Below are 11925 nucleotides of genomic sequence, written 5' to 3' on the forward strand. Positions count from 1 at the left end.
TTAAAGCATAAAAAAGATAATTATGATAAAATTATAAGATATTAAAAGTAGGGAAATAATGTCAATAGATACAAATAAAGTAATAGAGTGTTATGGGTGTGGACTTTTTATAGCAAAACAAAAAAAGCAAAAAGGCAAAAAATTTAAATGCCCTAGATGTAATACTAGATTGCTACTAGAAAATAACCATAGTTTTGACTCACTATACTATGCAATTTCAGCACTTTTACTTTTTATACTTTTTAATAGCTATCCTTTAATAAGTTTAGATGTTAATAATGCCCACTTAAAAACAACGCTGTATGATACTATTTTGATTTTACTAGAACAAAATCTATTTTTTGTGGCATTAATAGTTTTTTTTACTATTTTTTTAGCACCTGTTTTAAATTCACTTATAATTATATTTTCTTTTATTCAGATGCATACTAATATAAGATTTTTTACAAATACTTTACTTCATGATAGTTTGGTATTTTTTAAGCATTGGGGATTTATTGAGGTGTTTATTATAAGTGTAATAGTAACATATATAAAACTTGTAGGTATGTCAGATAGTACTAGGTTTGATATAGGATTTTATATTATGTTAGTATATTTGTTTTGTTTGTATATGTCCAATATAAAGTTTGAGGGTAAAAATGTTTTTGGAGAGTAGATGCCTTTAATTTCTTGTAAAAACTGCCACAAGGTTTTTGAAAAACCCAATTATGACAACTTTGTATGTGATAGATGTAATCATGTGGTTAGAAAAAGAATACATCACTCTTTACAAGTATCACTAGCACTTGTAATTAGTGCAATACTTTTATATATACCTGCTATGGTTTACCCTATGATGGAGATAACTAAGTTTGGAGTTACTACTGAAAGTACAATTATAGAAGGCGTTATAAGCTTTTTAGAGTATGAAAACTATTTTATAGCTATTGTTGTTTTTGTAGCAAGTGTGGTAATACCAGTGGTGAAACTTATTGGTTTATTATTGATTTTTACAAGTTTAAAAATACGTGTAAAAATGAGTAATAAAACTAAGCTTGTAGTTTTTAAGTTTATTGATATGATAGGAAAATGGTCTATGATTGATATTTATGTTGTAGCAATCATGGCTTCAATCGTTCAAATGGATGAACTTTTTAATATTAAAGGAGGCATAGCTGCAAGCTCTTTTGCCTTAGTGGTGGTTATTACAATGATAGCTGCGTATAGATTTGATACAAGGATAATTTGGGATGAGTAATCAAGAAGAAAATATAGAAGAAGTTGTTTATAAAGCAAAAGAAAAAAAGAATAAAAAAGCTGTATCTTTTATATGGGTTTTACCTTTGATTATTTTAGGTGTTTTATCTTGGATTGCTTATGAATCATATATGAAAAAAGGCACAAATATAGAAGTTGTTTTCAAAAGTGCTGAAGGACTTAAAGAAAATGTTACTCCCTTAGAGTACAAAGGTTTACAACTTGGAAAAGTAACTGATATTAAACTTCATAAAGATTTAAAAAGTGTAAAAGTAAATATCCTTGTAAAAAATGAAGTAGCAAAATATGTAGCAAGTGAAAGCTCAAGATTTTATATCAAGAGACCTACAATTTCCCTTACTAAAGTGTCAGGTTTAAGTACTTTAATTAGTGGATTTAAAATAGAAATATCTCCTAAGTTTAGAACAAAAGGAGAATTTGAAGAAGGAAAACAAAAGTTTATATTTGAAGGACTTGATAGTAGGCCTGATGATGAACTATCAGCTGAGGGTTACTATATAACACTTCTTGCAAATGATAAAGAAAGCCTAGAAGTAGGAACTCCGATTTTTTATAATCAATATCAAATAGGTGAGGTGGTTTCAAAAGAATTTAAAGCTGAAAAAGCTTTTTTAAACGCATATATTTATGATAAATTCAACTATCTTGTAAACAATAGTTCAAAGTTTGTAATGAATAGTGCATTAAAAGTAAACTATGGACCAAGTGGCTTAAATATAGAGTTAGGTTCACTATACTCTGCAATTGTTGGAGGAATAACAGTAGTTACTCCAAAGAAAGATGATGAAAAGATAAAAAGAGATGAGGTTCATATTCTTTATGGAAATAAAGATGATCTTAAAAAGAAAAAATATTTTCATATAAAATTCGCAAATGCAAGTGGAATAGGTGAGAATACTCCTATTATCTACAAAGGTATTACTGTTGGTAAAATATCAGAGCTTTCACTTACACCTGAGGATGTATCAACAAAAGCTTTTATTTATGATAAGTATAAATATCTTCTTACTTCAAATACAGACTTTTTTATAAAAAGACCCAAAGTTAGTATTGATGGAGTAAAAGATCTTGGAAATGTAGTAAAAGGTGATTATATTTCTCTTGATTATAAAAAAGGTGAAGAAAAAGATGTTTTTGTGGCAAAAGATTATCAAGATTTGAAAAAAAGTTTAGAAAATACAATCATAACTTTATATGCAGATGATTTAAACTCAATTACTAAAAAGTCAAAACTTTACTATAAAAATATAGAAATAGGTGAAGTTGTAGATTATGATTTTACTAAAAACTTTTCAAAAGTTAAAATAAAAGTATCTATCGATAAAAAGTATGAAAATCTAGTAAATGACCATACTTTATTTTATGACTTAAGTTCAAAACTTGTAGATATGAAAGCTTTAAATTTAGATATAAATTATAGTGGTTTCGAGCCTTTATTAAATGGTGCTATAGGAATACTTACTGAAAAAAGAACTTCAAATCTATCAAAGAAAAGTTTTAAACTTTATGAGAAATATAAAGATGTGCGAGATTTAAAAAGAGTATATAACCAAGGAAGTTTATATACAGCATATTTTGATAATAGCTTTATGCTAGAAAAAGGAATGGCAGTAGTTTATAAAAATAAAGAAATAGGTTTTGTAAAATCAATCTCTTTTGATGAAAAAGAATCAAAAGTAAAACTATTTATTTATAAAGGTTTTAAAAAATATATAAACAATACAAGTGCTTTTTATAAAAAATCTAAGGTAGATTTTAGTGCAAGTTTAAATGGCATAAATCTAAATATTGATAACTTCACATCTTTCTTAGAAGGCTCAATTCATTTGATGAGTAAAACAGACAAAACTTATGATAAAAAAAGAGTTTATTCTTCGTATGATGAACTGAAAAATATTTCAAATAGTATAAGTATAGTTTTTGATGATGTTGAAGGTTTACATGAAGAGTTTTCTCAACTTACTTATAAAGGTGTAAAAATTGGTAAGGTTACAAATATCTCTTTAAACAAAGAGCAAAAAGTAGTAGTTAAAGCACAAATTTATGATGACTATGAAAGTTTTGCAAAAAAAGGTGTGATTTATTATCTTAAAAAGCCAATTATTTCACTACAGCAAGTATCCGATGTTGGCTCAACAATCAAGGCTGTAAATATTGGAGTTGTAACTTCAAAAGCAAAAGATGTATTTGCAAAGAGTTTTGTAGGCTTTGATAAGCTGCCTTCTATTGATAAAACACATGAAGGAATAACTTTTAAAGTAAACTCTATTCATGCTTCAAAAGCAGATGTAAATGCACCTATTTATTATAAGTTTGTGAAAATTGGTAAAATACATAAAAAAGAGTTGTCTCATGATGGTTCAAGAGTTATTATGCATTGTCAAATAGATAATAGATATGCTAATCTTGTTAGAAAAAACTCTAAGTTCTATGATATAAGTGGCTTTAATGTTAAGTTCTCAATCTTCTCAGGTTCTAAAGTAGAGTCAAATACTTTTACAAGTATTTTAAAAGGTGGTTTAGTTTTAGTAACACCTGAAGAGTATACTCAAAAAGCAAGTACTATTGATGAGTTTGATTTAATCGAAGAGTTACCTGATGGATGGGATAAGATAACTCCTAATATAAAATAGCAAAAGAAGATAAATCTATTTATATGGATTTATTTCTTCTATAAATTTTTCTTTATTTTCTTTGAAAGCTTCAATACAGTTCTTACAAATGCAAGATTTCATTTGTAAGTTCTGAGGAATTAAAGCAATTAATTCTTTTGGTACTTTTATATCAAAGCACCAACAAGTACTATTTTTTATGTGAGCTTGACATAAATTCTCTTTTTTACAAAAAGGACACAGTTTTTCATTTGTTTTCATTTAGTTCTCTTTATCTTTTGCTTTTTTCACGATACTTTTAATCATATTTGTAAATACAAAATAGTGAAGTGGTACAAGTGCATACCAATACAATCTTCCAAAAACTCCTCTTGGATAAAAGTAAGCTGATTGTATAAGTTTTTCATCATCTACTTTAAACTCTAACCATGCAGTTCCTGGTAGTTTCATTTGTGCAAAAAGTAATAATCTTTTATTCTCTTGTACATCAACAACTTTCCAGAAATCCAAGCTATCACCAACTCTTAAATTATATTGGTCTCTTCTTCCTCTTTTTAAACCAACTCCACCAATCATTTTATCAATAACACCTCTAATTTTCCAAAGAAAATCATAGTCAAACCAACCCTCTTTTCCACCAATAGAAATAAAAGATTTGTAGATATTCTCTTTTGAAACATTATTATAATACTCTATTTTTCTATCAACAAATATAGCATCAGCCAAGTCTTTTGAGTGGTCTTTATCCCAAGCTTTACCAAATCTATCACTCCATCTACTTATTACCTGGTTTTTTTCAATCTCTTCTACTGCTTTTTTTACAGCATTTAAATATGATATTGGTTTTATATTAGGAAAGTATTTTTTTGCATTGTCATTTTGTATTATAACTTCTGATCTTAATCCTTCAATCAAAGCTTTTGCAACACCAAATCTAACAGGTGTAAATAGATTTAACCAATAAGATGAAAGGGTAATTGATAAAAATGGAAGAGGAATAATATATCTTTTTAAGTCTAAGGCTTCTGCTGTTTTTAACATCATCTCTTTATAAGTTAACTGTTCAGCTCCCACATCAATAGTAAGGTTTTTTTCTTCTTTTAAATAAATTGATTCATATAAATAGTTCAATACATCAGAAACAGCAATTGGCTGAGCTTTTGTATCTACCCATTTTGGAGTAGTCATAACAGGAAGTTTTTCTGTTAAGTTTCTAATAATCTCAAAGCTTGTACTTCCTGAACCAATAATAACCCCAGCTCTAACCCAAATAGTTTGAACCTTTGGATTTGAACTTAGAACTTGTCCTGTTTCAAGTCTACTAAGAAGGTGTTCACTTGTATTTTCATTCTCAACTCCAAGACCACCTAAATAGATAATTCTTTTTACTCCACAAGAAGCTGCTATATCAACAAAGTTTTGAGCTGAAATCTTGTCAAGATTTTTATAATCTTTTCTATTTAGTGAGTGAATCATATAAAAGGCAGTATGAACTCCCTCAAGGGCTTTTTCTAATGATTCTTTATCAAAGGTATTACCTTCAATAACTTCTACTTTTTTTGAGTTTTTTAAGCTAACAGATTGTTTGTTTCTTACGAAAAGACGTAAATCTATGTTTTCATCTGCTAGTAGTATTTGTTTTAATCTTCTACCGATATATCCTGTCGAACCTGTTAGTAATACTTTCATAATATATCCTTTAAGTAGTTTAAATTATTTTAGCATGTTATTTTGTTTTTACATAGAGTTATTTTGTAGTTATATAAACTAAGGCTTTAGCCTTTAGTTTATATAGTTCTCTTTTTTATCTTCTGTATCTAACTCTTGACCAATTTCTTGGTATCTTTTAAAGTAGTATTTTACAAATGAGTTTATTTTTTTGTTTACAGGCATGAAGTATTTTTCTTCTTTTTCTGCGTATTGATTTAAGAACTGTGTTGCGTCTTTTTTATCAAGGTAGTGTTTTGCTAAATCAGTGTAAGTTTGAACATACCACTTTTTAAGTGCTTCGTGTTTTTCATCACTCATGTCAACGATTAAGTTTTTTTCATCCCAATCTAAAACACCACTATCAAAAAGTCCAGCTAAGTGAATAAGACCTTCACAATAGTATGGTTGAACTTCATCTACTTCCATCCATCCCATAAGTCCTACAGCTCTTTTTACTGTATCTATTAGTACTTGTTTTTCAAGTTCTTTTTCATCATCTTGTTCATCTAGGAAAAATGAAACTAATCCACCAGTTGTAGCTTTGAACTCTTCTATGTTTTTGAAGTTTCCTGTTTTATTCATAGCTGATTCTGTTTCATCATCACACCATAGAATATGACCAAACTCATGTCCAATAGTTGTGATGTCATAAACTTGGTGCCATTTTGAAGTTTCATTGAAAAGGAAAGTTCTATCTTCTGTAAGTAGTTCTTGTCCAAAAGTCTCTTTTGAAATCTTTAAAAATGGCTTTGCTCTACTGCTTTGAAGTATTTCATCACTAAATGCGAAGATTTTTTTACCTTCTTCTTTTGATACTATCTCATCATTTGGTACAACTTGTGCTGAAAATAGTCCATTGAATTCAGCTCCAAAAAATACAGCAGGTCTTCCTATATAAAGTTGCACTTTGTAAAGTGATTTTAGTGAGAAATCATAAATACTTTTGTATTCTTGTGTTTGCTCAATTCTATCAAATACTTTTGCAAAAGCTGATTTGATTTTAGTTACCCTGTGGTCATTTTGTGCAAACTGTGGATTTGAAAGTCTTATATCCCACTCTAAAGCAACTGCTTTTCTAAAGTGATCTTCATAGTACTCTAAAGGGTGACCTATTTGAATAGGTGCTTTTATTTTCATCCAAGCTCTATCTACATCTGCCCATTTCTCAACTAGTTTATGTTCTTTGTCTTCCCCCAAGGCTTTGATTAGTGTTTGGATATATAAGATATAGTTCCATTTCTCACCATATATATCATCTTCAAGTTCGATTAGTTTTTCTTCAAACTCTTCAAGTTCATCAATTACAGCTGTTGTTTGCTCTTTGAAAGCTTTGATATATGCTTGTGATTTATACTCATCTTTTTGTTTTACAAGTGCTGAGTATGATCTATCTGCTATCATGTCATTATGACCTAAGTCATAAAGATGGTTATTTTCTAAGTATTCATATACTTTTGACTCATCACCATCAAATTTGGCTAATAACTCTTTATTTATACCATTTATAATATGTGAAGTCCAAGCACTCTGCCATGATGACATCTTAAGACCTACATTATAAACACCTTGAAAAATCTCTTGGTAAAAAGGAGTTAATAAGTTGTTGTTTTTTATATAATCGATTGTGTTCTTATGCTTTTCATGCCAAAAGTCTCTTACAAAGCAGTAAGCTTTTTCTTGAAGCTCTATAATCTGTGCCTCACTTTTTTCAGACTTTTTAAGTACCTGTACAAGTGAATCATCTCTAAGACTTACAAGTCTAGTAACAAGAGCAAATCTTAAATCTTCTTTCATTTCTAAACCTAAGTTTTTTGCAAACTCATCAATGATAGTAAGTTTTTCATACTCTTCGTTTTCTAAATGTGATATTAGTTTATTGATATTTGATTTTTGAGCATCTAGGTACTCATATAATTCATTTAAATCTTCTAAAAATTTGTTTTTATCCAAAATTTTATCCTTATGTTTATCTATTTTGTAAGTCTATCTAGTTATATCTTTTTTTTATATAATAAATTAAAATTTATTTTTTAAAAAGTAAGATATCGCAAGAATTCCAAGTATCACTAAAGGTGCAATAATCTTATCAAGGGAATCTCCAACAGCAAAATGAGAATAAGAAGCCGCAATAAAATCAAAAGTAAAACCTGCATAAGCCCACTGTTTAATAGTAGAAAAACTTCTTGGTAAAAGTAAAGCAATAGCTCCTAAAATCTTAAATACCCCAAGCATTGGGAAAAAATATGGTGGATATTGTAATGTTTGGTTTACTTCTAAAACAGCACTTGTTTGAAGTATATCTACAATTCCACCATAAAAACCAACAAGTAAAGCAATAAATAGTGTTGATGCGTAATAAATACTCTTTTTATTTATAATTTTTCCTATCATATTTAGTCCTTTTTATATCTAGTAAATAATTATATTTTAATTTTGTTTAACAAATGTAAAGTCAAAAAGTATATAAAATTAGCACTTGATGAGTAAAAGTGCTAAAATTTATCAAAACTTTAGCTTTCTTTTATAAAGTTTTGTTAAAATTATCATAATAAAATTAAAATTTAATAGGAGAAATTTATGGCGAAACATCAATTTCAAACAGAAGTAGGACAATTATTACATTTAATGACGCACTCTTTATACTCAAATAAAGAGATATTTATAAGAGAATTAGTATCAAATGGTAGTGATGCTATTGATAAGTTAAACTACTTAAAGTTAACTGATGATAAATTAAAAGAACAATACGCAGATTGGTCAGGTGAGATTAACATCACTTTTGATGAAGAAGATAAATCTTTAACTATTATTGATAATGGTATTGGTATGAATGAAGAAGATTTAATCGCTTCTATTGGTACTATTGCAAAATCAGGAACTAAATCATTTGTTGAAGCTCTAACAGGTGATGCTAAAAAAGACTCAAACTTAATCGGACAGTTTGGTGTTGGATTCTATTCAGTATTTATGGTAGCTTCAAAAGTAGATGTTATCTCTAAAAAAGCTGGTGAAGAAACTGCTTATAAGTGGTCTTCAGATGGTACTGGTGAGTTTGATTTATCACCTTGTACAAAAGAGTCTTCAGGAACTGTTATTTATATCAAACTTAAAGATGAAGAAGCTGAAGAATTTGCTAATAAATCAAGAATTGAAAATATTATTGGTAAATACTCAAACCATATCGCTTACCCAATTTTCTTAAACTACACAGAAGAAGTAGAAGAAGAGTTAAGTGAAGAAGATAAAAAAGCTGGAAAAGAAGCTAAAAAAACAACTGAAAAAAGACATGAAAAAATCAATGAAGCAACAGCTTTATGGATGCAAGCAAAATCAAAAGTAAAACAAGAAGAGTACAATGATTTCTATAAGTCAATCTCTCATGACTCTCAAGATCCATTAGCTACTATTCATACAAAAGCTGAGGGTGTAAATGAGTATACTACACTTTTCTATATCCCAAAAACTGCACCTATGGATATGTATAGAGCTGATTATCAACCAGGTGTTAAGCTTTATGTTAAAAGAGTATTTATTACTGATGATGAAAAAGAGTTATTACCAACTTACTTAAGATTTGTTAGAGGTATTATCGATAGTGAAGATTTACCACTAAATGTATCAAGAGAAATCTTACAAGAAAACAGAATCCTAGCAAACATCAAACAATCATCTGTTAAAAAAGTTTTATCTGAAATCAAAAAACTTTCTAAAGATGAAGAAAAATATGCTGAATTTATTGAGCAATACAATAGACCACTTAAAGAGGGTGCTTACCAAGACTTCACAAATAAAGATAAAATCTTAGAATTAATTAGATTCAAGTCAACTAAGGCAGAAGCTGGAAAAATGACTTCATTAGAAGCTTATAAAGAAGCAGCTGATAGTGAACAAAAAGCTATTTACTTTATCGTAGGTGAAAATGAAAATGTATTAAGAAACTCACCACTTTTAGAAGCATATAAGAAAAATGACATTGAAGTTTTAATCTTAGATGACAAAGAAATCGATGAAATCGTAACTCCAATGTATGGTGCATACAAAGAGTGGGAATTCAAAGACATCACAGCTTGTGAAGCTCCAAAAGTAGAGCAATCAGAAGAGAAGAAAAAAGAAGTTGAAGAGAAGTTTGAAGACATCACGAAAAAAATCAAAGATATCTTAGGTGAAACTGTATCAGATGTAAGAGTTACAAACAGACTTTCAGATTCACCATCTTGTGTAGTAAAAGATGCAGGTGACGCTCAAATGGCTCAAATGCAACAAATGATGAGAGCAATGGGACAAGAGATGCCAGAATCAGCTCCAATCTTAGAAATCAACCCAGACCACGAAATCGTAACAAAACTAAACGGTTTAGCGGATGAAGCACTAGTTTCAGATGTATCATGGGTACTATTAGACCAAGCAAAATTATCTGAGGGTATGGATATCACAGATGCAGTAGCGTTTGCGCAGAGATTATCAAGAATCACAGCAAAAGCTCTATAAAAATAAATCAACTATTTGCACGCATCTTCAGCGTTGCAAATAGTTTTTCTTTCAATCACCTACTAAATGTAGGCTCAATCAAGAAAAAATATTTACGCCTTGAATCTACATACAACTAGTTGTTTATTTAATTGTTATATACTAATAGATTAAGTTAAATAATTTAAGGAAATAATTTGAATTTAGAAGATTTTAATAGTGATAAGTATGTAGCTCATTACACTAACGTTCATAGAGTCTTAAAAAAGATACTCCCCTCTAATAAAATACGAATCAGTTCAGTTTCTAAAGTTAATGATCCATATGAAAGAGATTCTACTTGGATTGAAAACGAACCTTGTTTTTCAGATGAAGATGCTATTAAATGTTCTAATTTATTAAGCGAATTAAAACCACATATTTATAATTATATAAAACTTTTTTGTGTGTCTTCATATGACAAAAAAAGTAGTAATTGTTTTGATTTATCTCTTGATATATATGGTAAACCAAGAATGTGGGCAAGTTATGGAGATAATTGTAAAGGTTTGTGTTTAATTTTTGATAAAGAAGAATTATCAAAAGAGTTTAATAAAATTGATAATGTAAAGATATATGAAGATAAAGTTGAATATTTAGATTTCATACCTTTAATTGAAAGTTCTACTTGTTTTTCACTTTATGATTTGAAGAATATAAAAACTAATTCCGAAGAAATGAAGTTTAACCCAGAACTATTATATAAGGCAATAGATAAAAACTATTTATTAAAGTTCAAGTATTTTCGTAAACATATTGATTGGAAAACAGAAAATGAATACAGATGGCTAGTTTTTTCAAGAGAAACAAAAGATTTAGATATTAATTTTGGAAATTCTTTGAAAGCTATTGTTTTAGGAGTTGATTGTAATTCTAAGTATAAGTGTTTATTAGAATATTATAATATACCATTATTTAAGTTATCACTTCAATATGGAAAATATATAGCTACAAAACTATGAAAGAATAGTATTTTCGTAAAGAATATTTTTTGCTTTTTATTTTCAAACCCCTTTAATAAATTTCTGATATAATGATTAGTAATACTATTTGGTATTACACATAGTTATATGTAATATTAAAGGTAGTCATATGGAAACTGAATTTCTTATTGTTTTTACTCTTGTTATACTGATTTCTTCTTTTATTCATGGAAGTATTGGTTTTGGTTTTGGGCTTATTTCTACGCCTGTTGTCGCTCTTTTTACTGATATTCAAACAACTATTACTTATATTATTGTTCCTACTATGATTGTGAACTTAGTTAGTATTTTAAGTGAAGGGAAGTTTTTCGAGGCTTTGAGGAAGTTTTGGTTTATTATACTTCTTATGGTGATTGGCTCTTGTGTTGGAACTTATATACTTGTTTATTTTAATTCTGAGTATTTTAAGTTGCTGTTAGCTTTTATCATCTTTGCTTATTTGATTCAATCAGCTATAAAAGTTAGAGCTTCTTTCCTCTCTACTTATCCAAGGTCTTCTACTTATGGTTTGGGTCTTATAGGTGGTCTTGTATCTGGTCTTACAAATGTTGTAGCACCTTTGACTATCATGTACACTTTAGAGCTTAAGTACTCTAAAAAAGATACAATTCAGCTATCAAACTTATGTTTTTTATTTACAAAAGTAGGGCAGATAGCTACTTTTTTATATTTTGGAGCATTTAGTAGTACTGCTGTTGAAATATCATTTGTTAGTATGTTTTTAGTTGCTATTGGTTTATACTTTGGTATAAAAATAAAGAAAAAAATCGATGCTAAGTTTTATGCTAAGATTTTAAAAGCATTACTGTTTATCATAGCTGTTGTTTTAGTGGTTCAAACACTAGCTGTTTAAA

General features: G+C 28.5%; 10 protein-coding genes. 6 read left to right on the top strand and 4 right to left on the bottom strand.

The features are described from left to right. Positions 1-58 precede the first annotated feature (58 nt). From NJU99_RS05435 to NJU99_RS05445, 3 genes are read left to right on the top strand one after another with little or no spacing between them, the layout of a single operon-like run. Positions 59-658 carry a paraquat-inducible protein A gene (locus tag NJU99_RS05435; protein ID WP_254577715.1) on the top strand — a complete coding sequence of 200 codons (600 nt, stop codon included), beginning with the start codon at positions 59-61 and terminating at the stop codon, positions 656-658. Then, positions 659-1240 (top strand): paraquat-inducible protein A, encoded by a 582-nt coding sequence (locus NJU99_RS05440; protein ID WP_254577716.1) that lies wholly within the window; start codon positions 659-661, stop codon positions 1238-1240. It begins immediately after the preceding gene. Next, positions 1233-3893: an MlaD family protein gene (locus tag NJU99_RS05445; RefSeq protein ID WP_254577717.1), complete on the top strand. Its 2661-nt coding sequence runs from the start codon at positions 1233-1235 to the stop codon at positions 3891-3893. Before NJU99_RS05440 ends, NJU99_RS05445 begins: the two co-directional genes overlap by 8 nt. A 15-nt stretch (positions 3894-3908) precedes the next feature. Here NJU99_RS05445 and NJU99_RS05450 read toward each other — a convergent pair whose 3' ends face one another. From NJU99_RS05450 to NJU99_RS05465, 4 genes are all read right to left on the bottom strand, one after another. After that, positions 3909-4133, bottom strand: coding sequence for a cysteine-rich CWC family protein (locus NJU99_RS05450; RefSeq protein WP_254577718.1), 225 nt, complete (start codon positions 4131-4133; stop codon positions 3909-3911). Then, a complete protein-coding gene (locus NJU99_RS05455; RefSeq protein ID WP_254577719.1) occupies positions 4134-5561 on the bottom strand; it encodes an SDR family oxidoreductase in 1428 nt (475 codons plus the stop codon). A gap of 93 nt (positions 5562-5654) precedes the next feature. Further along, on the bottom strand, positions 5655-7532 hold the full coding sequence (ciaB, locus tag NJU99_RS05460) for an invasion protein CiaB (protein ID WP_254577720.1): 1878 nt from the start codon (positions 7530-7532) through the stop codon (positions 5655-5657). A 66-nt stretch (positions 7533-7598) separates the two neighbouring features. Further along, positions 7599-7973 carry a DoxX family protein gene (locus tag NJU99_RS05465; protein ID WP_254577721.1) on the bottom strand — a complete coding sequence of 125 codons (375 nt, stop codon included), beginning with the start codon at positions 7971-7973 and terminating at the stop codon, positions 7599-7601. A 186-nt stretch (positions 7974-8159) separates the two neighbouring features. On the opposite strand from NJU99_RS05465, the gene htpG reads away from it, so the two are divergent. The 3 genes from htpG to NJU99_RS05480 all read left to right on the top strand — a co-directional run bounded on the left by htpG (position 8160) and on the right by NJU99_RS05480 (position 11924). Further along, entirely contained in the window at positions 8160-10070 is a 1911-nt protein-coding gene (gene htpG, locus NJU99_RS05470) for a molecular chaperone HtpG (protein WP_254577722.1), read from the top strand. A 176-nt stretch (positions 10071-10246) separates the two neighbouring features. Continuing rightward, positions 10247-11050 (top strand): DUF2971 domain-containing protein, encoded by an 804-nt coding sequence (locus NJU99_RS05475; protein ID WP_254577723.1) that lies wholly within the window; start codon positions 10247-10249, stop codon positions 11048-11050. Positions 11051-11180: 130 nt separating this feature from the next. Beyond that, positions 11181-11924, top strand: a complete 744-nt coding sequence (locus NJU99_RS05480; protein ID WP_254577724.1) for a sulfite exporter TauE/SafE family protein — start codon at positions 11181-11183, stop codon at positions 11922-11924. Position 11925: the final 1 nt, after the last annotated feature.

The organism is Arcobacter roscoffensis (assembly GCF_024267655.1).
GTDB lineage: Bacteria > Campylobacterota > Campylobacteria > Campylobacterales > Arcobacteraceae > Arcobacter_B > Arcobacter_B roscoffensis.

Excerpts from the sequence above, each read along its gene's own strand:
- NJU99_RS05465 (WP_254577721.1), bottom strand. The coding sequence starts at position 7,973 with ATGATAGGAAAAATTATAAATAAAAAGAGTATTTATTACGCATCAACA.
- NJU99_RS05435 (WP_254577715.1), top strand. The coding sequence starts at position 59 with ATGTCAATAGATACAAATAAAGTAATAGAGTGTTATGGGTGTGGACTT.
- NJU99_RS05440 (WP_254577716.1), top strand. The coding sequence starts at position 659 with ATGCCTTTAATTTCTTGTAAAAACTGCCACAAGGTTTTTGAAAAACCC.
- htpG (WP_254577722.1), top strand. The coding sequence starts at position 8,160 with ATGGCGAAACATCAATTTCAAACAGAAGTAGGACAATTATTACATTTA.
- NJU99_RS05480 (WP_254577724.1), top strand. The coding sequence starts at position 11,181 with ATGGAAACTGAATTTCTTATTGTTTTTACTCTTGTTATACTGATTTCT.
- NJU99_RS05455 (WP_254577719.1), bottom strand. The coding sequence starts at position 5,561 with ATGAAAGTATTACTAACAGGTTCGACAGGATATATCGGTAGAAGATTA.
- NJU99_RS05450 (WP_254577718.1), bottom strand. The coding sequence starts at position 4,133 with ATGAAAACAAATGAAAAACTGTGTCCTTTTTGTAAAAAAGAGAATTTA.
- NJU99_RS05445 (WP_254577717.1), top strand. The coding sequence starts at position 1,233 with ATGAGTAATCAAGAAGAAAATATAGAAGAAGTTGTTTATAAAGCAAAA.